At 50.3% G+C, this 22,690-nt stretch carries 16 protein-coding genes and 1 riboswitch; of the genes, 8 read left to right on the top strand and 8 right to left on the bottom strand.

The genetic code is table 11. From position 1 onward, the window contains the following. Positions 1–5: 5 nt before the first annotated feature. From LDN12_RS07035 to LDN12_RS07025, 3 genes are read right to left on the bottom strand one after another with little or no spacing between them, the layout of a single operon-like run. Positions 6–1,697 carry a restriction endonuclease subunit S gene (locus tag LDN12_RS07035; RefSeq protein WP_223921967.1) on the bottom strand — a complete coding sequence of 564 codons (1,692 nt, stop codon included), beginning with the start codon at positions 1,695–1,697 and terminating at the stop codon, positions 6–8. After that, entirely contained in the window at positions 1,694–4,216 is a 2,523-nt protein-coding gene (locus tag LDN12_RS07030) for an N-6 DNA methylase (protein WP_223921966.1), read from the bottom strand. Before LDN12_RS07030 ends, LDN12_RS07035 begins: the two co-directional genes overlap by 4 nt. Before the next feature lie 9 nt (positions 4,217–4,225). Continuing rightward, the gene (locus LDN12_RS07025) at positions 4,226–6,985 is read right to left on the bottom strand and encodes a DEAD/DEAH box helicase family protein (protein WP_223921965.1); all 2,760 of its coding nucleotides are present in this window, start codon (positions 6,983–6,985) and stop codon (positions 4,226–4,228) included. A gap of 640 nt (positions 6,986–7,625) precedes the next feature. After that, a riboswitch (cyclic di-GMP riboswitch) is annotated at positions 7,626–7,708 on the top strand. Positions 7,709–7,853: 145 nt separating this feature from the next. Here LDN12_RS07025 and LDN12_RS07020 point away from each other — a divergent pair. From LDN12_RS07020 to LDN12_RS07005, 4 genes are read left to right on the top strand one after another with little or no spacing between them, the layout of a single operon-like run. Continuing rightward, complete coding sequence (locus LDN12_RS07020) at positions 7,854–8,744, top strand: hypothetical protein (protein WP_223921964.1); 891 nt, start codon at positions 7,854–7,856, stop codon at positions 8,742–8,744. A gap of 18 nt (positions 8,745–8,762) precedes the next feature. Continuing rightward, positions 8,763–10,031, top strand: coding sequence for an RHS repeat-associated core domain-containing protein (locus LDN12_RS07015; protein WP_223921963.1), 1,269 nt, complete (start codon positions 8,763–8,765; stop codon positions 10,029–10,031). 40 nt (positions 10,032–10,071) lie between these two features. Beyond that, positions 10,072–17,031, top strand: coding sequence for a toxin TcdB middle/N-terminal domain-containing protein (locus LDN12_RS07010; protein WP_223921962.1), 6,960 nt, complete (start codon positions 10,072–10,074; stop codon positions 17,029–17,031). Between the two features lie 47 nt (positions 17,032–17,078). Beyond that, positions 17,079–17,600: a hypothetical protein gene (locus LDN12_RS07005; protein WP_223921961.1), complete on the top strand. Its 522-nt coding sequence runs from the start codon at positions 17,079–17,081 to the stop codon at positions 17,598–17,600. Between the two features lie 132 nt (positions 17,601–17,732). On the opposite strand, the gene LDN12_RS07000 is transcribed toward LDN12_RS07005, so the two are convergent. Genes LDN12_RS07000 through LDN12_RS06990 form a run of 3 tightly spaced genes read right to left on the bottom strand, consistent with a single transcriptional unit; the run spans position 17,733 to position 19,399 of the window. Beyond that, on the bottom strand, positions 17,733–18,377 hold the full coding sequence (locus LDN12_RS07000; RefSeq protein WP_223921960.1) for a FlgO family outer membrane protein: 645 nt from the start codon (positions 18,375–18,377) through the stop codon (positions 17,733–17,735). 25 nt (positions 18,378–18,402) lie between these two features. Continuing rightward, positions 18,403–19,059: a FlgO family outer membrane protein gene (locus tag LDN12_RS06995; protein WP_223921959.1), complete on the bottom strand. Its 657-nt coding sequence runs from the start codon at positions 19,057–19,059 to the stop codon at positions 18,403–18,405. Beyond that, positions 19,052–19,399 (bottom strand): lipoprotein, encoded by a 348-nt coding sequence (locus tag LDN12_RS06990; protein WP_223921958.1) that lies wholly within the window; start codon positions 19,397–19,399, stop codon positions 19,052–19,054. The genes LDN12_RS06995 and LDN12_RS06990 overlap by 8 nt, the downstream gene beginning before the upstream one ends. A 136-nt stretch (positions 19,400–19,535) precedes the next feature. On the opposite strand from LDN12_RS06990, the gene LDN12_RS06985 reads away from it, so the two are divergent. Next, on the top strand, positions 19,536–19,877 hold the full coding sequence (locus tag LDN12_RS06985; protein WP_223921957.1) for a helix-turn-helix domain-containing protein: 342 nt from the start codon (positions 19,536–19,538) through the stop codon (positions 19,875–19,877). On the opposite strand, the gene LDN12_RS06980 is transcribed toward LDN12_RS06985, so the two are convergent. Then, entirely contained in the window at positions 19,874–20,467 is a 594-nt protein-coding gene (locus tag LDN12_RS06980) for a hypothetical protein (RefSeq protein ID WP_223921956.1), read from the bottom strand. The two genes, LDN12_RS06985 and LDN12_RS06980, sit on opposite strands and share 4 nt — an antisense overlap. Positions 20,468–20,503: 36 nt before the next feature. After that, the gene (locus LDN12_RS06975; protein ID WP_223921955.1) at positions 20,504–21,469 is read right to left on the bottom strand and encodes a hypothetical protein; all 966 of its coding nucleotides are present in this window, start codon (positions 21,467–21,469) and stop codon (positions 20,504–20,506) included. A gap of 409 nt (positions 21,470–21,878) precedes the next feature. Here LDN12_RS06975 and LDN12_RS06970 point away from each other — a divergent pair, with 409 nt between their 5' ends. Genes LDN12_RS06970 through LDN12_RS17975 form a run of 3 tightly spaced genes read left to right on the top strand, consistent with a single transcriptional unit; the run spans position 21,879 to position 22,669 of the window. Then, a complete protein-coding gene (locus LDN12_RS06970) occupies positions 21,879–22,154 on the top strand; it encodes an integration host factor subunit alpha (protein WP_223921954.1) in 276 nt (91 codons plus the stop codon). A 33-nt stretch (positions 22,155–22,187) separates the two neighbouring features. Then, entirely contained in the window at positions 22,188–22,412 is a 225-nt protein-coding gene (locus tag LDN12_RS06965; protein ID WP_223921953.1) for a hypothetical protein, read from the top strand. 38 nt (positions 22,413–22,450) lie between these two features. Beyond that, positions 22,451–22,669: a plasmid pRiA4b ORF-3 family protein gene (locus LDN12_RS17975; RefSeq protein WP_223921952.1), complete on the top strand. Its 219-nt coding sequence runs from the start codon at positions 22,451–22,453 to the stop codon at positions 22,667–22,669. Positions 22,670–22,690 lie beyond the last annotated feature (21 nt).

Raw genomic sequence — 22,690 nt, 5'->3', positions numbered from 1 at the left:
GAACGTTATATCCTTCCCATAGCAAGATTGCGTTGGGTTTCCATCAACGAACCGCGAATGTCATCGTCAATGCCGGTAGTATCGTCATCGTATTTCAATGACCTTTTTTTTGTTACCGGCAGACGATAACAGGCAGCAAATGCCGGTCCCGTGCTGTCTGAACAAGGACGGCTAACTGGAATAATGAGGCCACGGGCAGCAAAAAAGGAAAGGTGGGACTCAATCCTTTGCGGATGGCGGTGGAGAGGTCCTTCCACATCTGTAGCGAGTTGTTCCGCTGTTAAATAGCGTCTGTAATTCGAAACGACCACAATGCGCTCGATCTCGCTGAGGAGGTCACGCTGTTCACGATTGAGATCAGCGTAGATACCATCGGTAGGCAGCTCCCATATTTTCTCCATCTCCTGCATTGTGGCCATGCGTGAATTGGCGAAAGTTGCTCGTGCTTCCATGAGTGCTGCATCCCGCTGCTCGATTTCGTCGGAAAGGTTATGGTACCATTCCTCACGCCAACCCGCGGTAAGTTGACCCGAGAAAGCATGGGCGGAGAGTGCCGCACTTGTTAGAAAACCCATTTGATTGCAAGTAACCATGGCCTCCTTGAGGTTACGAATTTCTTCGGAAGCAACCCGAAAACGTTCCATCAATTTTGATGAAGGTTTTGGCAAATTGAGGGACTTGAGGGCTTCAAGTGTGAGACCTTCTGTATTGGCTCCCCGTGCACGAGAAAGTATGCGACCGAGCTGCGCCTGGAGAGAGTAGACCAAGAATTCAGGTGCAATGCCTGAAGTAGGAATTATCCCTTTGATGTCCTGCCCAAAACACATCGGAACTTGGGTAATGGCAACGGGAAGCGTGTGTGCCAAAATCTTGCTTTTAACAACGACCAACACTGTTCCTTTGGGCACGACATTGGTCGCACTAGCCTGCACAGCTTCTTCTGTAACATGTTCCTCTGTATCTTCAAGATACAGCGTCTTGATGTCCTTGGATGTGGCCCAAGGAATCTGTCCTGAATAATAATGCTCGACGCTTCGGCTGGGGGTGCCACCTCCCACAATTTGCACTAACTCCCCCAATTTGGGGCCACCCTTCCATTCTGACGGAGAACCGAATATTGCATCGAAAATTGCCGGTACAAGTCTGTCGGTTTTAGCTTCGGCTTCAGCGCGGAGGCGACGAATTTCCTCAGCCTCTTGTAAGATTTCCACAATCTGTTGCTGCTCGCTAATGGGCGGGAGAGGAATACGCACTCTTGCGAGATCTGATGTTCGCAAGGACGGATAAGCCGGATCTAGCGCGAGCCTCATCATGTCCAATGTGCAGGAGAGATAATAGAGATACTCGGGATCAATGAAAATGCCGGGCACAAGCACTGCGAGGTGGCTCACCACATAGGCGGGTTCACGAAGCAGCGCGCGTTTGTTGAGCGCCACCGATGCACCACTTTTGGGAATAAGAAGTGAACCAGCGGGCCACTGTCGGAGAGAGTGCTTTTCTAGGGCCAGATCATTCAGGCGGTCTACTGTTGTAGTGATGTATGGTGATTGGCATCGCCCGACGTCTTGCATGCGCACAAATGGATAAGTGCCGCCGGCAAAATACGCGTCACCCTGTGGTGCCCCATTTCCAGCACCCACTTGGCATATAGCGCCGATTGGAACTAACGGCCACGTTGACGGAAGTGTATTCATCATTTGACCTCAATAAGGGCCAGCAGCTTCCCAAGCCGTTTCTGTACATCTTCATGAATAGCCTGAAGCTCGCCAATGAGCGCAGCAGGTGGACGGTGTTGACCGGCATCAAAGATGAATGGTTTATGACGACCAGCAGAGAGATTGAAGTCAAGTGCTTCGAGACAATCAGAATCAAGTCGGTCGAGGAACTCCTTCTTCACCGTGGCGTCATCATCGAACACTTTCAGGGTATTGCGTAACCAGACAAGGTATTCGGGATCAATGACGCCGTCCTGGTGAGTGGGCTTGTTGATTGTTTTCTTAGTTTTTGGATGTTCACCCCAGCTTTCCAGTTCAGCCCAAAGGCGGACCGGGACGATCCAACTGAGCAGGGTAGGCTCACGCTTGGGCTCGCCATTGTCGGAGGGTGTGAGCTTTCCGGCGTGGCATTCGGATTTGTGGCTCCGGCGCCAGACATTGTAGCCATCAAGCTTGGCAAGCTCCTTAAGTAGCGGCGCAAGGGCATTGACAGTCCGCTCTACGCTTGGCTCGGCAGCTGTTTTTTTCAATTTTTTTTCCGGAATGCGGACAGTTGCTGCCCATTCTTTTACCTTTGCGGTCATTTCCTTGAGTATAGTCTTAAGGGCGTTCAGGCCGTATTGGTCAAATTCGCGGTCCAACAGACCTTTGTCCCGGACCTGCTTGTTAAGTTGATTGGCCACGGCTTTGACGTTCTTTTCGGCAGCAGCAATTGCCTTTTCCACATCGGGTTTGCGAGCTGTATCATAGGCGTGCTTAACAGTCTGTTCGACTAATGTGCCTAACGTTTTTTCGAACTTGGGACGTACGTTGGCAAGGACTGCATCATCATACTGTCGAGAACCGCGTGTGTCGGCATGATCAAATAACTTGAAATCCTGCGGCCACAACTCGTGCAGTGGGTAAGTGTGACCTTTATCGCCGGATTTTTCAGGAAATATAGCCAAAAATTCGTCATCTACACTGCGCCAGCGCTCCTCCCAATAGTTGGGCTGGTGATAATTCTTGGCAATAGCGGCTGCACGAAGAGATGAAAGAGTTTCGCCTTTCAGACCTTTGACATCACCTTGGCGGTAGTTGTTCCAGGCTTTGAACTTCTCAAGGCCGTCCCAAAGGTCGTTGTCTTGGCCGTTGAGTGCCTTGCGTTTCTGGTCGAGCGAAAATGCCTCATCGGTAATCTCGTAAAACCATACTTCGCGAGTGCGCGGTTCGGAACCGGCAGCCACGGGGTCATCAGCCTTCTGGAAAAGCAGAATTGAGGTCTTTACGCCCGAGTAGGGCTGGAACATATTGGCCGGAAGGGAAACTACAGCCTCAAGGGTGTTCTCAAACAGGAGTTGGCGCCGCAGCTCTCTATGAGCCTTGGTGGAACCGAACAAAACGCCATCCGGCACAATAACGGCTGCCCGCCCCCCAATTTTGAGTAGATCAAGCATGAGCCAGACAAAGAGCAACTCGCTCCTGTTGGTGACAGGCACGTTGCCTTTGCCACTACGAGGAAAGCGCTGCCGGTTTTCACTGAGATCACCCTCGTCAACACTGCCAGAAAAGGGAGGATTTGCAAGGATGTAGTCGTAGGTGCCGCTTTCCTCGTCCTTGAGCCGCTTGCTGAGTGCGTCGAGTTGGTGAATTTCGGGAATCTCCAAATCGTGCAGGACAAGGTTCATCCAGGCGATGCGGACCATAGTACGGTCGTTATCGTAACCGTGGAACATCTCACTGAAATTGGGGTCGTTGCCTTCGGGCCAGACCGGGAGGACATCATGTGGGGTCCCGTCCCATTCCAGGCGCAATACATCAGGGGCGGTATGTTCTGCTTTCCAATGCAGGAGGCAGTTGAGCAGGAAGCCCCCCGAACCGCAGGCAGGATCGAGGATTTTGACATCGGTTTTCAACGTCGGATCGAGCAACTGCACCATGAAACGGATGACGTGTCGTGGCGTGCGGAACTGGCCATTTTTACCCGACTCCTTCACCTCTTCAAGCAAGTACTCGAAAATGTCGCCCATTATGTCGGAATTGACCGACCGTGTATCGAGCTGGCGGAAAAGATCGTCTATAAGGCTGACAGCGCGCTTCAGTGTATCGGTTTTGTTGGCGTCGAGGATGAAGTAGGCGTCGCTCAGGCGTCCAGAGATACGGCCGAGGGTGGTGTTACCATTTTGCGCGGGACCAACGCGGTCTTCAAGACTGCGGAGCCAGGGGAAGACGGCATCATTGAGCAATCCGAATGAGACGTTTTGCCGGATATAGGACCAGCGGCATTTTTCGTAGTCGGCTGAAATAGACTTGTCCTTCTTGCGTTTTTCCTTTTCCTCTTTAGTCAAGGCATAGATAGACGTTTTTTTAGCCTTGACACGGACGCGGTCGAGGGCTTCCAACTGACGGATGAAAAGCAGGTAAGTTATCTGTTCGATAGCTACAAGCGGGTTTGACAAACCTGAGGACCAGAAGAGCGACCAAAGGTCGTGGACTTTGCGGCGGAGTTGCGGTGAGAGCATGTACGTTCCTTATGCGGCGATGTCGGTGATTAGATCGAAAAGCTCGGAAAGCTCCGATAGTTTAAATAGTTGTTCGGGGTCTCCGATGGTGTTGAATGGCGGCTTACGTAATGCCGCGAGCGAGGAGATCTCAGCCTTTTGCATCACAGCCTTACGCAGCGTCCTGACGAACATGAGCTGGGTGGCAGTCAGTCGAGGATGCTGGCGGACCCATTCGTCAAAAGCTCGGGAGATGGACTCCTCTCGGGACGGCAGCATGACTATATTCAGGATATGACGTAGAAAATCGGCAAGGTTGGCCTTGGGCTGGTGATAGGCTTCGCGCAGGCGTTCTTCGGTCACAAAAAGATCGGGGCCGTTCAGCGCGGCTGCCACGGCTTCAATGTCCTCAGGTGAAAGCTCTTCGCCCCGCTGGAGCCTTTGCAGAGCCGGGTTGTCCCCTGCAAGGTCCTTGACAAGAGCCTCCACTTGGGCGCGATATGATTCTGCAAACGCTCCCTCACCGGTTGGGCCATAGATGATCCAATGACGTCGCTTGATCTGGTCGGGAAGCGTGAGGTGAACGAAGATGCCGGGCGGACGGCGGTTGCGAAACCGCATGAGCGGCGCAAAGGTCTCCTGTAATTGCATAATCCGGGCGCAGGTCAGATTTCCCCAAAAGGCATCGGTCTGAGCCGCTACGAGTGCTTCAAGATGAGGCTGAATCTCCGGGATGCTTGCCGGAAGCAGCGACAAATGTTCCGTGATGCGCTCGCGGAGTTTGGCGATCTCTTCAACATCGGCTTTTAGCTGGGCAAGTGCAAGCTGCTCGGTTTGGTTCTCAAATTGAAGCTCCGCATAGGAACCGGCCACGGAGAAGCGCAACAGCGGCGCAATTATCTGGGAAAGGTGCGCAACGCTTTCGTCGGTCAGATCGAGCCATGGCTCATCATTGGCGGCAAGACGCCGGATTTCATCTGCATGAGGAGTTATATTGATATTGTCCAGAGGCAGGGAACCCATAAGGTCACGAAGCTGTCGGACCGTATAGGTTGCGGACGGGGAGTCCGACCGGCCAACAAGAATCTGGAGCTTTTCCAAACGCAGACGAAACAGGCGGGATGGAAGCGGCTCGGAAACCGCACCGGCACGGCCATCTTTGTTGACCTGAAAATAATCAAAATTGTCCCAGTGGTCAATGACTAGGAAGTCGGCCTTCTTTTGTCCATTTACCGGATCTGTCCAAGTGCGGGTGCCACGACCGATCATCTGCCAGAATTTCACCTTGCTGAAAACGGGCTTGGCAAAGACCAGGTTGCGGATAGAAGGCACGTCGATACCGGTGTCGAGCATGTCCACGGAGATGGCGACACGGGGAAAGTTCTTGTTTTTGAAATCGTCGAGGGTCTTTTCGGCCCGTTCCATGGCGCTGTCAATGACCTTGGCGAGCCCCTTCCGTTGGAGGTCGGGATAGAGACGGTTGAAACTCTTGAAGATTTCAAGGGCGTGATTGTGGGAAACAGCAAAGATGATGGTCTTTGCCGGAAGCGTCCCAACTGCGTCCTTGATGGCATTATCCATGAACTCCCGGACAATGGCGTCATTGGTGCCGGTGTTGGTGACCTTGCGTTCCAGTTCCGACCCCTCGAAACTGAACTGATCGGGATTAACCCCCTGCTCGCGGACCTGTTTACTTACTTCGTCGGGCAGTTCGCCAGGCTTTAATCCTTCGATCTGGAAACCTGTGCGGGCCACATGAACCGGGCGGTAGGGGACAAGGTGTTTGTCTCGCACCGCCTCATCGTAGCCATAGTAGAAAGTTGGGTTGCCATCGGGGCAATCAAACAACTTGAAGGTATTATGATCGAGAAAGTCGGTCGGCGTAGCAGTCAGCCCGAGCAGCAGGGAATCAAAATGATCAAAGATGCCACCGTAGCTTTCTTTTTCGTAGATCGAACGGTGGCTTTCATCGGCGATGATCAAATCGTAATAACCGGGAGAGAGCCGTTGGTAGAGCGACATCATCCCCGGATAGGTGGCAAAGTGAATCTGTGCATCCTTATCAATGGTGCCGCCTTCAATCCAGCAACGTGGAGCGCCGGGCAGGTGTTCCTTAAAAGCCCCAAGCGCCTGCTTCACCAGTTCCCTGCGGTCTGCAAGAAAGAGCACACGCTGGATGCGTTCCTGGCGTTGGAGCAATTCTACCAAGGCCACAGCAACACGGGTTTTGCCGGTGCCGGTGGCGAGCACCATGAGAAAACTCCGCTTGGCTGATTCGATACGCTCGGCGATGGTTTTGACCGCCTCGATTTGATAGGCACGATCAATGATGCCTTCAAGCGGCATGGCCCCCGTGAGCGGTTGACCGAATTTGTCTAGGTGGGCGAGGCGCAGCAGGTCTTCTTCGGTAAAGAAACCACTGACTTTCCGAGGCGGGTAAAGGTTTCGATGCCAAAACCAGATTTCATTGCCGTTGGCTAGAAAAACGAAGGGATCGGTGCCGTGCTTGGCCCGTAGCGTATCGGCGTAGTCGGCTGCCTGGCGTTCCCCTTCGAGCGGATTTCGGCTGGAACGCTTGGCTTCAATAATGGCGAGTGGTCGGTCGAAACGGTCCAAGAGCACATAGTCAGCAAACTGATTTACTGCACGGTAATCGGCCTCCGATTCGTGTAAAGAGGAGGCTGGCGCGACAATAAACTCTTCGATCAACCGCCTGCTGCCTACGGCCCAGCCAGCCCGCCCCAGTTGAAGGTCAATTTTTTCCTGACGTGTCTGGCGTTCAGAGTTCATATGAACAATCCCAATTATACTGGATTGGAACAGATGAGTCTTCATACCAGAATTTGCCTCAAAAAGCCACTGAAACCCTCACCGTTAAAGCATCTTTGACCACTCTTCAAGGCATGTAATTTTCGCTATCATTACATTATCACCCAAGCTGCCCTCATATGCGCCAAGTCCCCATATTGTGCAATCTTCACCGAATTCAACGTCTATATCCTCTCCTGACGTCACTCTTTCCAATATTGGAGTTTTGGCGTTGTGCTCGGCTATTTGAATATATTGAATCTACAATCAGCACTGACAACGCATATAGATAAACGACCGAAGAGTCAACTTGCTGAACACAGTGCGCAGCAATAGGTCAAAATGATACAATTTATTAAATGTTTGGCGCTTTGATGCTTATTACTTCGTGTGATATCAGGATATTCAATAAAATGTCATAAAAATGTTAATTTTTTTAACATTCCATAAATAGTGTTAATTTTTTTAACATACTGATTTATTTGTTGTATTCCTTTTCAACTTATTGTAGAAGCTAAAACAGTATCGCTAAATCAGTCATTTGAGCGATCATTGCTATTTCACTCCATTTTGCGGAATATGCGGAAGAAAATCGTATATAAGCCGCAAATATAAATATCATCCCCGATAAAGCCTAACTCTCCGCGAGGAGGGGGCGGAAAGCCGCGGGTCTTCATTCATTACGAAGATGGCCGAGCTGCCAAAGGATATACCCCTTTGTGCCTCTCGGCCATTTTTGTGCCTTGAGTTTGCATTTCCTGAACCAAACCAAACGATTAAAACAGCAAATTGATGGTTATGCAACCATTTGAATAGTGGACTGAAATCGAGTTTATGCAGGAGGTTTGTTATGCGTCGTATGAAATCGCTGAAAGTCGGTCTTTTCGCCTTGGCATTCATTGTTTTCACGGTTCCCTTTGCTTTCGCGGTCGAGGTCCCTCACGTCATTAACTATCAGGGGACTTTGACCGACAAGAGCGGAACGCCGGTGGCGAATGGTCAATACAAAATCACCTTCAAAATATATTCGTCCCAGACAGGCGGGTCTTCCGTGTGGAATGAAACATGGGGGGATACCGCCGCTACACCGCCCACAAGCTCCGTCGGCGTCACCAATGGTAGTTTTAATGTGATGCTGGGGACATTTAGTCCGCTCTCTTCAACATTCTTTGCCACATATCCCAGAGCTTACCTTGGGGTGACGGTGGGAAGTGATTCGGAAATGCTGCCGCGCCAGATGATCTCCAGCGTCGGCTATGCTTTCGCAGCCGGTAACGGCATCCCCAAAGGCGGCATCATCATGTGGAGCGGAGCGGTTGACCAAGTACCCGATGGATGGGCGCTCTGCAACGGTACGAATGGAACGCCGGATTTACGTGATCGATTTGTCGTGGGAGCCGGGGCCACTTACCCAAAAGGGCAGACAGGCGGAGAAGCAACGCACGTTTTAACAACATCGGAAATGCCGGTTCACACCCATGCCGATTCAGGACACTCGCATGCTGTTACCGATCCAGGGCATCGACATGGAGCATATTCGAGAAATACCGGGACCGGTGGAGATGTGGATACCACCAACACCGGGACGCAACAGTCATATAGCAACGTTTGGCATTCATTCTCTTCGACAACCGGAATCACAATAAACACGGCATATGCAGCCATTCAAAACGCAGGGGGCGGCCAACCTCACAATATTCTCCCACCCTACTATGCCCTGGCTTTCATAATGAAACTATAGGAACCAGCGAGGGACGCAATGAAACGCATGTTCTTTCATTTGTTTGTGTCGATAACATTTTTCACGGTGTCTGTCGCGGTAGCCGTGGCCGCTACGACATTGAACTATGAGTACGACGCCAACGGGAATTTGGTTCGCGGCGAGGGAAAGTATTATGAATACAACGACGCCAATCAACTCGTACGGGTCCGGCATAACGATGCGAGCGGGGCTGTGCTGGCAGAGTACGTTTATGACTATAACGGCCAACGGATCAAGAAAGTGCAAAATGGCGTCACGACCTACTACATCGGCAAACACTACGAAACTCAGATTACCGATGAGAGCCAGACGAACACCAGCTATTATTTCGCCAACGGCGAGCGGGTGGCAAAGAAAGACACGACGGGAAAGCTTTCATATTACCATTCCGATCACTTGGGCGGCACGAATGCCGTAACCGACGCCTCTGGAGGGCTTGTAGAGCGGACAAAGTACTATCCCTTTGGTGAGATACGAGAAGGTGGGAGTGAAAAATATTCTTACACCGGCAAGGAGAAGGATAAGCCGACAGATTGGTATTACTATGAGACTAGGTATTACAATCCGCAAATAAAACATTTTACTCAGGCCGATACGGTAGCACCTAACATTTATCTCCCACAGGAACTTAACCGTTATTCTTATGTAAACAACAATCCACTTAAGTTAATTGATCCATCAGGAAATAAGGGCATTATTTCTTGGTTTCTAGGCATCTGGAACACCTTATTCACTAATTCGACAAACAATGCGCTACAGACCTACCAACACCCAGAAACCCAGTCTTCAATTAAAAATTTAACTTCTAGCAATTTGTTACTGCCACCGCCATCTATACCAACGCACTATATCCATGAGGATATTCAGGACGGGGCTGTTTATGGCGATGGCCAGTGTGTAACATTTGCAAAAGGGATTACTAATATATCTGATAGTTACAGCCAACTAGGATATTCAGAATATGACAACGGCGGTACAACTAAAACTATGGATTATTGGTTGAAACAAAGGGATGCTTATCTATCTGATCATCATAGTATAAACAATGTTGATGAAGGTGATGTACTTGTTATGGACCGGTCTAAAAATGGCAAAGCAGATCATGTAGCTGTTGTAATAAAAGTATCAAATAATGAATTTATTATAAGAGAAAGTAATATAAATATAAAAACAATTAACAATAAAAAAATTGGTAAGGTTAGTACTGAAACAATAGAAAAAATAGATGATAGAATTAAAGGTTACTATAAAGCAAAACTGAAGTAAATATATGCAGCGTAAATAATATGTTAAGTAGGATTATCCTATGACAGTATTTGTTCGTATAGCTATGGCAATATTTATATTTTTCAATGTAATTGATTGTTTTGCCGACGACCTCGACCCGCACTACAAATTTTCCGGTGTCCAAGCCCCCGCCAGCCCCTACAAGAATACTTGGGGGGCTTTCCAGACTGACCTTTTCTCTGGTAGCTTCAGCTACAACTACAAGGTTGAAGTTCCGCCAGGGACAAACGGTCTAGCCCCGAAAATCTCCCTTGGCTATAACAGCCATTCCGCCAAGGGCAAAGCAAGCTGGGTAGGAGCAGGCTGGGAAATCCCGCAGAGCTATATCCAGCGCAATATCCAATACACCCGTAAGGATACCAGCGACGACACCTTTGAACTGTATCTGGACGGCGCCAAGCATGATCTGGTTTTTGTCACCGGCGAGGGGCACTACCATACACGCGTTGAGTCATACCTGAAGGTCGATTGGCATGGGACCGGAGCCCCCAACGATAGGGGCAGTTACTGGACCGTTACATCAAAAGACGGCACCGAATACCGGTTCGGATATAACCCTGATTCGGAAAACATGATTCAGGCGACCGACACGAGTTTCAGCCATTATGTCACCCGCTGGAGCCTGGACCGGGTTAAGGACACTAACGGCAACTGCATTTACTACACCTATGCCGAAAATCCCACCCCCAATGATCGCGGCGCTGTTTACCTGAGCAAGATCGAATACAATAACGACAAGAAGCGCACCATAGAGTTCAAATTGGAAGATTCGGACAAGCCCGACACGTATCTGACCATCGAGCAAGGCTCGGAAATCCGCGAAGCGCGCCGACTCGGTGAAATTCTGGTAAAAGTGAATGGGTCGCTTGCCCGGCGCTATGTGCTCGGCTATGGCCTCAACGAGGCGCAAAATCGCTCACTCCTTACCTCCATAACACAATACGGCGCTGACGGCGTATCCGCCCTTCCGCCGGCGACGTTTTCCTATAAAACTTTGGATAAAGGATTTACCTCCGGTGTAACCTGGGCGGCTCCATCCGATAAATGGGTTCGCAAGAACAATTGGGATAGCAATGACATCGTTACCGACACTTTTGACGTGAATGGTGACGGGCTGCCCGACCTTGTGAATTTCAACGATAGCAACACGACATGGAGTGTTTGGCTCAATACCAAGACTGGTTTCAGCTCGACCGAAACCGTTTGGAACGTACCGGCAAAATGGGCTATCCGCCACTGTAATCTGTTTGATCCCGCCGATAATCAGCCGCCTAACACAAAAAGCTCCCCTATGGACATTGACGGCGATGGTTACGTCGATTTTATATGGGCAAACGATGATACGCAGCTATCAATACAGAAAAACGTAGGAAATGGATTTAACTCTTCCCTGTCATGGGGGCTCCCTTTTGCCGCATACCTTCGGGCCGTGCAGCTACCCGACAATGCCGCTCCGAACGTAGAGCAGGATTTTTTCGATATGAACGGTGATGGCAAACCGGACATTGTCAGAAAAAACAGCGACACAACCTGGCATGTATGGAGAAATACCGGGAGCGGTTTTGCCGACTTCGGTGAGTGGGCCGTGCCTCATCAGAATGCATGGCTTGAGGACTTTACCCGCGGCGACACAACGGCAATGCAGGTGGGGCACTTCGATGTCAATGGCGACGGTCTCCCGGACATTGTTAATCCCAAGCGACCGGCAGATGGTTCCAGCGGCAGTCTATGGCAGGTGTACCTGAATACCGGCAGCGACTTTCTTCCTGCGGAATATTGGGGGACTCACGTTGATTCGGATCTTATCAACGACACCGACTCAACCGGAAACGTGAGGCGGGATTTCATGGATATCAATGGTGACGGTTTGCCGGATATCGTGATGGGGAGCGGACAGGTCCAACTCAACACCGGCCATGGTTTTACCCCGCCGGTTTCTTGGCCTATGCCCATCAGCGACGGCCTGATCCGTGATGCAGAGCACGACACCGGCAATATCCGGCGTGATTTGCTGGATCTTGATGGAGATGGCCTCCCGGATGTGGTTAGCGGGCTGGGATCTAACTGGACGATCTACAGCAACAAGAGTGGCCCCGCAGACTTACTGGAAAAAGTAACCGATACCCTGGGCGGGACGGTACAGGTAGGTTATGCTTCCTCAATTAAATACGACAACACCCGGCTCCCGTTCAACTATTGGGTGGTTAACTCTATCATAACCAACAACGGCGTTGCCGGGCCACATGCCATTACCGCCACGACCGGCTACTCCTATGCCAAAGGCCTCTATGATTTTCCCACACGCGAATTCCGGGGATTCGGCCAAGTAACCGAAACGCGGGCTGACAGCTCCAAGGTAATCCACACGTTTCACCAGGACGAGTCGAGAAAGGGCAAGGAAGCAAGCACCGAGATACGGTCCAGCGCGGGTAAGCCGTTTGCACTGACGGCAAGCACCTGGAGCGACGAGTTCGTGAGTCCGGTATATAAGAGCAGCCTTGCCGCAATGGACCAGTACATCTATGACGGTTTTGCTAACAACCCAAAGCAGTCTCGTAAAGAGTACCAAAATTATGACACTTATGGGAACGCCGGGCTGGAAATCAATTACGGCGACACCTCTGTAACGGGGGATGAGACCTTCACCTATCGGGAGTTTGTCTATAATCCAAGTCTTTGGATCGTGGACCGGTTGAATCACAGCTATGTTTCTGCCACGGTTGGCGGTTCGAAGCTGAGGGAAAGCTGGTTTTATTATGATGGTTCTTCCGCTCTTGATACCCCTCCTGTTATCGGAAACCTAACCAAGGAAGTACATTTTCTCGACGAGCTTCCTAATCCGGTTACGACTTATGAATATGATGGTTATGGGAATCGTACGAAGACCACCGATGCCGAAGAACACGTCACGAGAGTGGCATACGACTCGCTCTTTAACACCTTCCCGGAGAACACTTGGGATGCCAAGGGTTATTTGACGGTAAAGGCCTTCAACCCTGCTAACGGGGAGGTCTTGCAGGAAACAGATCCCAATAACTTCGTCACGAAGTCTGTCTTTGACACCTTCCAACGGAAGATAAAGGAAATAAAACCGTACGACAGCGAGACCTACCCAACCACGTTCCTCCAATACTTTCTCGATGGACCTGCCCCGAAAAGTATCATGGTATCAAAAAGGGAGACTGCGGGAGGCAGCGGGACGCTTGACACAATTCAGTTCGTAGATGGTTTTGGGAGTCTCATTCAGACCAAATCTGAATTCAACAACGGCTTGAACCGGATTGCTGTAGATGTCTTCTATGATGAGATGGGGAGGGTGAAGAATCAGTCCAATCCATACCTTGCCGACAATTCCTTGAACTACAGCACACCCGACACCACAAAGCCAACTGTATCATATACCTATGACACGATGGGCAGACCCACACGGGTAACAAACCCTGATGGGACTACAGTAATCAGACTGTTCGACCACTGGATAGTGGCTGAAACCGATGAGAACGGGCACGACAAGTCCTATGTGTTTGATTCTGGGCAACGGCTCAAACAGGTTGTGGAATACTCAGACGACGCCAATTTTACGACAAACTATCTTTATAGCCCGCTCGGAGAACTGAAGCAGATAAGCGACCACTTGGGAAACAAGACAACAATCAATTATGATACGTTGGGGCGCAAAATCCAGATGAATGACCCCGACCTCGGGGCTTGGAGTTATGGTTACGACAGGGTCGGTAATCTTACCTCCCAAACCGACAATCGCGGCCTCACTACCCGAATCCAGTATGACGAACTGAACCGGAAAGCCTATATCGACTATCCAAACAGCGCGGATATACAGTACAAATACGACCGGGAGTTGAAAGGAACACTTTCCCAGGTAAACGACGGCGCAGGCATTGCCAAATACACCTATGACCAGAGGTTACGCAAGATCCAGGAAGACCGAACCATGGATGCGTTTGCCTGGACTACGAAGTGGGACTACGATTCCCTGGACCGAGTGGCAAGCCAAACCTATCCCGATGGGCAGAAAGTGCTCTTCTACTATAACAACCAGGGAAAGCTAGACAACATCCCAGGTATTATCACAAAGCTTGACTACAATGCGGCTGGACAGACAACCACGAAGAATTATGCAAACGGGAAGGGAACGACCTACGTTTTCAACGATAAAAATCTAAGGCTTTCCTCAATTACAACACCAGCTATACAGGACCTTTCCTACGGCTATGACTTCGTCGGCAATATTTTGAAGATTACCGATGGTGTCGCCGGGAAGGTCGAGCAATTCGGCTACGACGGGCTGGACCGGCTAACGTCGGCTGGCGACAGCGGCTACAGCGCGAGTTACCAGTATAACGCCATTGGAAATATGCTCACCTCTTCCCTGAACAACTCGTCAACAAGCTACAGCTACGGGACTGGAGGGATAAGGCCACATGCCGTGACCGCCATGACCGTACCGCAACCGGTTGTCGAGTCTCTTCTGGTGGCCGAAGTTTCCACCGGAAAAACATACACCACCACCGGCAAGGTGACGCTTGATAACGTCACTGTGGGTAGTCCCACTGATTACATGGCAAGTGAAAATTCTTCATTCACAGGCGCGGCCTGGCAGTCTTACCTAGCAAAACCAGTCTTTACCGTGAGCCAGGGTTATGAAGTAAAAACCATTTACTTCAAGGTAAGGAATGGTAATGGTGAGTCTGCGGTAAAAAGCAGCACTATTGAGTTCCTGGCAGATTCTAATGGAGACGGCATTCCTGATAAGCTTGATAAGGATAATGACGGCATCCCGGATAAATGGGAAACGGCCCATGGAATAGACCAGAGTGTTGCTGGGCACGCATTGCTTGATACCGATCACGACGGGATGAGCAATCTCCAGGAATATCTCAACGGTACAAACCCAAACAGTGCTGACTCAGACAATGATGGACTGAATGATTACGCCGAAATTTACGTTACCAAAAGTGATCCCAATACCATCGATACATTCCAGCCACCTGCCAGCGAGAACTACTCAATCCGAAGCGGGAATTTCAATGCCGGTGCCGATATAAGGACAGGAACGATCAACTTGGTTGCCGATAGGGTCGGTCATCAGTTTTTCAGTGCGACTTTGGTTAGTAATGCAAACATTGTCGTCAGCCCGTTGAGCGTCGATTTCGGCACCGTTGCTAATGGTTATCGAATGGAGCAAATAACCGTTCATAATTTGGGGGAAAATTCGGTATCGGTCACTGGCGCTACCGTGAAGGGTGAAAACAGTTCGTATTTTACTCTCACAAACGATCAGTGTTCAAATAAGTCGGTTCCCCCATCAGGAGTCTGCACGGTTGATATCAAGTTCGTTCCGGGATCAAGCGGAGCAAAAGGTGCATACCTGGAGATACAGACAGACGACTCGCAAACAGCCAGCTTTAAAGTTAGTTTGGCCGGTATTGCGCTCGATCAAACAGCGCCTGTTGGTTCGATAATTATAAACAATGGTATTTCGTACACCGCCTCGCCGACAGTCACATTGACACTCCAAGCCAGCGATCCCAGTGGTATATCCCAGATGTGCATCAGCAATACAAATGATTGCAGCACATGGGAACCATTTGTTTTGACACGAGCATGGGGGCTGTCAAATGGGGATGGGAATAAGATCGTCTACGCAGCATTCATGGATGTTTTTGGCAATGAATCAGTTCGTTACAGCTCATCGATTATTCTGGACACGACTCCGCCGGTAACAACTGCCGTGCCCGCAGGCGGAGTCTATAATTCGACGCAAAAGGTAACATTGAAGGCAAACGAGCTTGCAACGATCTATTACACGACTAACGGTAGCCCCCCAACAACAGCTTCTGCCCAATATTCCGCACCAATTCAGATTGGTGCCACGGCCATCCTGAGGTTCTTTGCCAGGGATGTGTTGGGAAATAGTGAAGCGCCAAAAACGGCGAACTTTACTATCGATAAAGTTGCCCCCTCACTGGTGCTTTCAACCCTTTCAAATGATGCTTTCACCAACAATGCCATCATGAATATATCAGGTTCGGTTTCAGACGAAAACGGGATTAAAGAACTGACCATAAACGGTTCGACCGTAAATATTGCCGAGGATGGGACATTCAGCCAAGCATTGCCCCTTAAACTCGGTGACAATGCCATTACCGTCGTTGCCAGTGACCTTGTTGGCAACCAGAGCACCGACACGAGAAACATAATCCTCAACCGGACCGTTCCGGGTATCGTTATCACCGTTCCGGCTGACAACAGCAGAGCCAATAGCCCGGTTGCCTATGTTGCGGGAACTCTGGCCAAGGACGTTGTCGCCAATTTAACAGTGAACGGTGGTTCATCTCAATCTGTCTCAATTACCGACAACAACTTCTCAGCAACCGTGAACCTTGTTCCCGGAATCGACACGATTGAGCTGACCGCTACCGATTTGAATGGGAAACAGACCAAAGCAAAAAGGACCGTAACCCACGACAACCAGACTCCCACGCTTGCTGTAACTGATCCCGGTCAGGATATTGTGACCAGTCTGAATAGTGTCACCATTAGGGGTGCTGTTTCTGATGCTTTGACTGCCATAACAATATCTATTTCAAATGATTCAGAAATATTTACACCAGCTATTGCTAATGGGATTTTTGAGCAGGTATTAACCTTCAAAGACGAGAAGACCTACCAGATAACCGTTAAGGCTACTGACGAGGCAGGCAATTCAAGCGCGGTAATGAGGAATATTATTTATAGAAAATTGGGAGACTCCGACGGTAGCGGTGATATCGGTATTACAGACGCCCTGAAAGCCCTGAAATTTGTTGTAGGCGTTGAGCAGCCGTCTGACCTTGAAAAGGCCCGCTGTGACGTCGCTCCCCTTGGCCTCGATGGAAAACCAAATCCAGACGGAGTGATCGACGTAGGTGACGTAGTGCTCATTTTACGCAAGATTGTTGGGCTGGTGAACTGGTAGCAGGGCGTGCGAGCCAATACGCTTACGTCGAGTTGGAGATAAAATACATGAATAAACTGATTGTATGTAAATTTTTCTATTACTCTTTAGCAGTGTTCAGTTTGGCTGGGTGTGGAGGAGGCGGTGGAAGCGGCGGAGGTTCAGCTGTCCAACAGCCAACAACAGCAGTCTTGAGGCTAAGTACACAAGGCACTTTATCCTCAAACACCTCCATTGCGGGTATTGGTATAACGGTCAATCTGCCGCAAGGGGTCACCGTCGAGACGGATGCTGGCGGAGTTGTCAGTAATACAGTTGCGATCCCTTCCGGAGTAGCCGCGCAGTCTATTATTACCCCGCCAATATATACACCTGCAACATCCGAAGCTCCAGGAAAACTAAATTTTGTTCTGGCGAGTAAGTTGTCAAGCGGCTTTGGAACTGGTGAGTTTATAACGGTTAACTGTGACATTTCAACAGGTGCCATTCCAAAGGCCGCAGATTTTGGATTGACCTACTTCAAGCCTGTGGATCTCTACGGTGCCGCCATCTCAGGGGTGAGTGTAACGTTTGTTGCGGACATAAAATAGAAGGGGCTGGCAAACCTGTGTCGGCGGTGCGGGTGCCACCAATGACATTCTTGTATTCCTGAAACTACGTTGAAGGTGGGTCAATCCAAGCTCCAACACGGGACCATATTTCGGTGCCTATCAACAAAAGACTCAATTGACCGAATACTTCAACGACCTCCCGAGGCACGAATAATTGACCTCCCGCGTCACCATCCGGGATATCTTCCCGGTTGTCATGTTGATCCTTCTGACAAATATGACCACCTTGTTGTTGCTCAGGTAGTTGTAGGTTCCCACTATCGCCTCGGACTGGAAATACTCATCCTTCTTAATCTCGTTCACGTTGCGCGTCAGCACCACCAGCCCGCTTTCCGACAGTTTGAAGTATTTGGCGAACTCGGCCTGGATGATTTTGTAGCAACAGGTCTTATTGAGGCTGGCCCGCATCAGTTCCCCCATCAAGAGGCCGGGCTGGTTCGGTATGAAGGTTTGGAGATCGGCAAAGTCGGTGACGAGCACGGTCAGGCGATTAGCTTCGTCGTTCGGTGCGCTGGCCGGTATGGCCGCTTTGCCGTCTGAGGTCCGTGCCGCGCACTCGGCACAGGTATCCACGCACAGTTCGGCGGCGATATCCTGGAACAGCGCTTTCAGGTCGGTGGCATCGAGCAGTACCGGCAGCGTCTTATTGTAACAGGCCCCATAGGCTTCGGGGTGATAGGAGTTGTAGGTTGCACAGCCGGTCAAGGCCTGGGTGATAGCGATACCAGCCACAGCCACAAGGAATCGTCGGATCATGAGAGGCGGCCTTTCCGTACCAGTTTCATTGTATGTCCGTCCCATTTGGTAGGATTGGCGTATCACCGACAATCTTCATGGGCTTGCGGTTCTCTTCGCTGAACAGCAATGAGTCGGTAAACCAGTTGACCGGCATATGCACCTGTGCCGACGAAGCCACCAGTCCGCTGTCGATGTCGATGATCCGGGCGTTGACGATAACGTGATCTTCCGCCACGGAATAGGTGCCGGTCACAATCCCGCCGATCTTGTACATATCCCGGAGCTTCTTGATATCGCGGCTCAATGAGAACTCGCCGGTTTCGTTGATGACCACATCCTTGGTCAGCCGGACCTCGAAAACCTTCCATTTACGCACTTGTAGTTCATGTATCAGGTTCTCAGCCACCAGCCGGCCAAACGGGGTTGTTTCCGAGAGTTTATTGAGGTTGGTGAAGCTGGTGACGATGAAGGTGTTTTCCAGGCTCTTGCGGTCCACGTTCCGTTCGATCTGATCCGCCAAGAAGATCATTTGCGCGTTGAAGCGGCCCGCCGTTGTTTGACTCGGCGCCACCTTGAGCTGCTCGTTCATGACATACCGCTCATGGGGCTCGATCATGGCAACATCGGCACAGCCGCCAAGTAGGGTCACAGCGGCAATCACGGTGGCAGATACTCTCATTGCCGGTTGCCAGCTAATCATGTGCCACCCCCTTGGCCGTCTCCTGGGGCATGACGATATTGCCGCCCGCCGGGAGTGTTACCAAGTAGCCATCGGCCCCGGTCAGAACGACAGTTTCCTTACTCCGTGAGGATACCGGATAATCGTAGTCGTACCCTCCACAGCCATGCCTGGGCCACTGCCGGTCATTGGCATTGCACCAGGAATCCCAAGTCACGTCATATGCGCTTTGGAAACAGAAGGTATCGCTGGCGCATGGGGTGAAAACCTTTCGCTGGACGTGATTCTCCATGACTATCGGCGGCGTTGCGCAGCCCGAGACAGCCACCAGCAGGAATATGAGGTACAGCAGTCTTTTCATGGAATCCTCCTTGTCGGGAACAAAACTCAGCCAATTGGCAAAATCATCGAAATAATTTCATATATAGACTATGTTGTCAAATAATAAAGCCAATCGCCTATTACCTTATTAAGGATTTCGCTTATGTTCTGAACACATGAGACAAGAAGATTTTTTGATAGCCTTGGGGAGTGCGATACGTGCCCGGCGGAAGAAACGGGGCCTGTCGCAAGAGAAGCTGGCCGAACTCGCGGAACTGCATCCTACCTACATCAGCGAGATCGAGCGCGGCTGCGTCAATGCCTCGATCTACAGCATTTTCCTGATCGCCAACGTGTTAGAAATGGAATTGGCCGACTTGATGAATCTTTCTGCGGCGTCCATCAATCGCCAACTGGAGAATGAACTTGCCGAGATTTCAGGCACAATCAGAGGGTTGGACGAGAGCAAACAAAAGATAGTGCTGAACGGACTGAAAGGGATGCTGAGCGGCCTCTAAGGTTCGTCAGGTCTGTATTGACCGGCTGAGTGCAATGCCCGCTCCACTATTGTCGAGCACCAAGCGTATGGCAACGAGCTGGCGTAACGTTCCTTGATGTAATCGTATAAATCGGAAATAACCCCCGCCGATAGCTCGCCTTTGCTTATGACCATACCCATGAACTCATCCAAGCTGGTTCCTGCCCCAGTTTCACAGAACCGATAGATTCCGTTGGCAATGGTCTTCCCGTCACCGTTACCCGATAGTTCCTTTACCAGCGACTCAATCTGTTCGCGAAACACCAAAATACGCTGCGTGTCTGGCTGGCACCACCCTTTCAGGCTCAGCACTTCATGGTCGAACAATCGTGATTCCTGGCCCGCTTTTCGGCGGCAATATTCATCGACGACATCATGCGCCGGCTGGCATCGGGTTCCCGCCCAGACTACGAAAGCACCTTCCGTATGAGTTGCCGGAACTACCTCTTGGAAGGCATATTTGAGATTCCCCCGCTGCACGTCGTTGCGTGTGCAGCCATGCAGACGACCCTGCTCTTCAAGTGACGATTCCAGCCCTGCCAATAACGCATTTCGATTGAACTCATGCATTGCCACCCTCCCCCACAACGTCAAAACGAATTATTCTCATTTGTCATCAAAGCAAAACGACATCGATGGCCGCACGATGTGGTGTGTTCGCTTGACTCTGTCACAGATATCAATCCAGCCAGGAATCGTGCAGCCACTCACCCTTAGCGTCGCCATGAGGTTCACCACAATATTATCCCCTAGGTGGTCGTCAAAAATGGGGACAAACCAAGTAATGTCATCATCAAATCGAGTATGCAGATAGTGGCAAATGGAATCAAAATCATCCATGCACAGACTAGATGGCCCGTTGAGATTGCACAACACGTCATCTATTTCCGATAGGTTAATCCCCTGGTCTGTTAGGCTGGCCACCGCCTGTTCTGTCGCAATAATTGGCCTGTTACCGCTATGTGCGCTGCCGGTGCCGAACCTTGTGAGTTTTCCGCAAAGGAGATCCAGCACGTCAACAAGGTCAATCCCAACACATGACGGGCGGATTATCACGTCAGCAATCGCGCGGATTACCGGAGGGAGTAGATAGCCCAGCGCTTGGGGATCACGATTATCGCACGATAGGGTTGTACTGGAGGTATCCAGGGATGAAGCACCTAAGACAATTACCCCGTCCACAGAGGCCTTTGGAACATTACCAGTAACACCCGCCTTAGTGGCCTCTGGGGCATCCCGCAGCACCAAGAACGTTCGGATACTGTCCTCGAATATTGCACCACAGATTCGCCCCAGCAAAATGTCATCGTTTTCATCGAGTCCGGCCAAGACAAAGACGATATCAGCATCACCAAGGGTGCTGAGCAGCGGAGCAATGTCGCACTTGCCGCTATCTCCGTACGAATCGATAGTGACAAATGAAAGGTGCTCCGAAGTGTTTCCCCCGCCAGGAGCCCCACACAGGGCTTCGACTCGGAAAACAACACTTCCAATATGATCGGCTGATGGCGGCTTGGTTTTCTCGATTCCGATGGCGTAAATACCGGGTTGCATTTCTGAATGCTCTATCATAATAAATCCTTTCCAGGCTGCATGGCCGTGGCCGATATAGTTACGGCGGTCTGGCCGTTCAGAGTAGGCGATTTGTTTTCGTCCTCAAGCTTCTGAACCTCGTCATCGTGAGGGGTCTTCTGTGCAATCGGGAAGGCAATCTTAACAATCCTGTCCGGGACCATGGGTAATGGTCGAAATCATCCTCGCAATCCACCAACAGCGACTTGCTCAACGGCGCCAGCATGTGCCCGTATTCGGAGTACGCAGGTGGATATCATTATCGCACATGCACACGACATACTGCGTCGCGCGAAAAAATCCTTACTGCATTTGAATTTGAACAAACAACCTCCTGAATGTACTGGAAATATGTGATTTATCCTTGTAATATGCGCCGAGGCTGGAAATACACGCAACGGGGATGTACATGACCAAAGCCGATATCGCAGAGCGGATTCATTCCGCAACCGGGTATTCAAAGAAAGAATCTGTCGAGATGATGGAATCCTTATTCTCCATCATGAAAAACACCCTCGAATCGGGAGAGACGCTGAAGATTTCAGGTTTTGGCAGCTTTATTGTCAAACAGAAGATGGATCGCCGTGGCCGCAACCCGCAAACTGGCGAAACAATCACCATTGAGGCCAGACGTGTATTGACGTTCAAACCGAGCACCGTTTTAAAGCAAGCGATCAATAAATAAGCATTACTCTATCAAAGCTATCGGAGGAAAATCATGGCTCATCAAGTATCTTTGAACTTAAACGAAAAAATGGTGCTGCATAAAGATGTAGAGATTGAAGTAAAGCAAGATGGTTCAAAGCTAGGGACGCTGCTAATCAGCAAAGGTAATATTGAATGGCTCCCGGCTGGAAACTCCGTCAAAAAGCATCGGCTCACGTGGAAAAAATTTGCTGAGTTAATGGAAGAACAGGGAAAACCGGCCAAAGTTAAGAAATAAATGCGGCCGGATTACTGATAGTTAACTCAGGATAGATAATGCCGCCTATCAGGCAAATTTACCAGATGAAGATTACCCTGAAGAACATCGAGCCTCCGATTTGGAGAAGGATTCAGACACCCTCTTCCGCAACTTTTGGGATTTCCATAGCTATATTCAGGATGCCTTCGGGAGGACGAACAGCCATATGCACCAATTCATCTACACCGACGATTTGCCCACACCACTTTCCATTGCCGCTTGATTGCCCGTGGTAATGACATTTGCCCCAATTCCAA

The organism is Geobacter sp. AOG2, from assembly GCF_019972295.1.
In the GTDB taxonomy this organism is placed as follows: domain Bacteria; phylum Desulfobacterota; class Desulfuromonadia; order Geobacterales; family Pseudopelobacteraceae; genus Oryzomonas.
This window is presented reverse-complemented; position numbering and strand designations above follow the sequence as displayed.

Excerpts from the sequence above, each read along its gene's own strand:
- LDN12_RS06990 (WP_223921958.1), bottom strand. The coding sequence starts at position 19,399 with ATGAAAAGACTGCTGTACCTCATATTCCTGCTGGTGGCTGTCTCGGGC.
- LDN12_RS07015 (WP_223921963.1), top strand. The coding sequence starts at position 8,763 with ATGAAACGCATGTTCTTTCATTTGTTTGTGTCGATAACATTTTTCACG.
- LDN12_RS06970 (WP_223921954.1), top strand. The coding sequence starts at position 21,879 with ATGACCAAAGCCGATATCGCAGAGCGGATTCATTCCGCAACCGGGTAT.
- LDN12_RS06980 (WP_223921956.1), bottom strand. The coding sequence starts at position 20,467 with ATGCATGAGTTCAATCGAAATGCGTTATTGGCAGGGCTGGAATCGTCA.
- LDN12_RS07005 (WP_223921961.1), top strand. The coding sequence starts at position 17,079 with ATGAATAAACTGATTGTATGTAAATTTTTCTATTACTCTTTAGCAGTG.
- LDN12_RS06985 (WP_223921957.1), top strand. The coding sequence starts at position 19,536 with ATGAGACAAGAAGATTTTTTGATAGCCTTGGGGAGTGCGATACGTGCC.
- LDN12_RS07000 (WP_223921960.1), bottom strand. The coding sequence starts at position 18,377 with ATGATCCGACGATTCCTTGTGGCTGTGGCTGGTATCGCTATCACCCAG.
- LDN12_RS07035 (WP_223921967.1), bottom strand. The coding sequence starts at position 1,697 with ATGATGAATACACTTCCGTCAACGTGGCCGTTAGTTCCAATCGGCGCT.
- LDN12_RS07010 (WP_223921962.1), top strand. The coding sequence starts at position 10,072 with ATGACAGTATTTGTTCGTATAGCTATGGCAATATTTATATTTTTCAAT.
- LDN12_RS07030 (WP_223921966.1), bottom strand. The coding sequence starts at position 4,216 with ATGCTCTCACCGCAACTCCGCCGCAAAGTCCACGACCTTTGGTCGCTC.
- LDN12_RS06965 (WP_223921953.1), top strand. The coding sequence starts at position 22,188 with ATGGCTCATCAAGTATCTTTGAACTTAAACGAAAAAATGGTGCTGCAT.
- LDN12_RS07025 (WP_223921965.1), bottom strand. The coding sequence starts at position 6,985 with ATGAACTCTGAACGCCAGACACGTCAGGAAAAAATTGACCTTCAACTG.
- LDN12_RS07020 (WP_223921964.1), top strand. The coding sequence starts at position 7,854 with ATGCGTCGTATGAAATCGCTGAAAGTCGGTCTTTTCGCCTTGGCATTC.
- LDN12_RS17975 (WP_223921952.1), top strand. The coding sequence starts at position 22,451 with ATGCCGCCTATCAGGCAAATTTACCAGATGAAGATTACCCTGAAGAAC.
- LDN12_RS06975 (WP_223921955.1), bottom strand. The coding sequence starts at position 21,469 with ATGATAGAGCATTCAGAAATGCAACCCGGTATTTACGCCATCGGAATC.
- LDN12_RS06995 (WP_223921959.1), bottom strand. The coding sequence starts at position 19,059 with ATGATTAGCTGGCAACCGGCAATGAGAGTATCTGCCACCGTGATTGCC.